1 protein-coding gene is annotated in these 1,056 nt (G+C 65.5%); it reads right to left on the reverse strand.

Features of this window, described 5'->3' with window-relative positions; translation table 11 throughout:
• Positions 1-1,056, reverse strand: a 1,056-nt coding sequence (locus ACFFP0_RS30940; protein WP_377266076.1) for an S-(hydroxymethyl)glutathione dehydrogenase/class III alcohol dehydrogenase, incomplete at both ends; no start/stop codon positions are given.

The raw sequence follows: 1,056 nt of genomic DNA on the forward strand, positions 1-1,056 counted from the left end.
CACCACGCCGCGGATCGATTCGCCAGCATGCATGAGTTCGAACCCCCTGTTGATGTCGTCGAGCGGCATGGTGTGTGTGATCATCGGGTCGATCTGGATCTTGCCCTGCATGTACCAGTCGACGATCTTCGGCACGTCGGTTCGCCCGCGCGCGCCGCCGAAGGCGGTGCCCGTCCACTGGCGGCCGGTGACCAGCTGGAACGGACGCGTCGAAATCTCCTGGCCGGCGCCGGCCACCCCGATGATCACCGACTTGCCCCAGCCGCGATGGGCGCTTTCCAGCGCCTGGCGCATGACCTTCGTGTTGCCGGTGCAGTCGAACGTGTAGTCGGCCCCGCCGATCAGGTCGCCGTTGCGCTTCGTCAGGTTGACCAGATACGGCACGATGTCCTCGCCGACCTCCTTCGGGTTGACGAAATGCGTCATGCCGAACCGCTCGCCCCAGGCCTTGCGGTCGGGATTGATGTCGACGCCGATGATCATGTCGGCGCCGGCCAGCCTCAGGCCCTGCAGCACGTTCAGGCCGATGCCGCCGAGGCCGAAGACGATCGCGGTTGCGCCGATCTCCACCTTGGCGGTGTTGATCACCGCGCCGATGCCGGTGGTCACCCCGCAGCCGATGTAGCAGATCTTGTCGAAAGGGGCGTCGGGATTGACCCTGGCCACCGCGATCTCCGGCAGGACGGTGAAGTTGGAGAAGGTCGAGCAGCCCATGTAGTGATGGATCTTGTCCTTGCCGATCGAAAACCGCGAGGTGCCGTCGGGCATCAGGCCCTGGCCCTGGGTGGCGCGGATCGAGGTGCACAGGTTGGTCTTGCGCGACAGGCAGGAATAGCATTCGCGGCATTCCGGCGTGTAGAGCGGGATGACGTGGTCGCCCCTCTTCACCGACGTGACGCCCGGCCCGACATCGACGACGATGCCGGCCCCCTCATGGCCGAGGATCGCCGGAAACAGGCCTTCCGGATCGGCCCCCGACAGCGTGAAATCGTCCGTATGGCAGATCCCCGTCGCCTTCACCTCGACCAGAACCTCCCCAGCCTTCGGACCTTCGAG

Origin of the sequence: Neorhizobium puerariae (assembly GCF_042429745.1) — a bacterium.
Lineage (GTDB): Bacteria > Pseudomonadota > Alphaproteobacteria > Rhizobiales > Rhizobiaceae > Neorhizobium > Neorhizobium puerariae.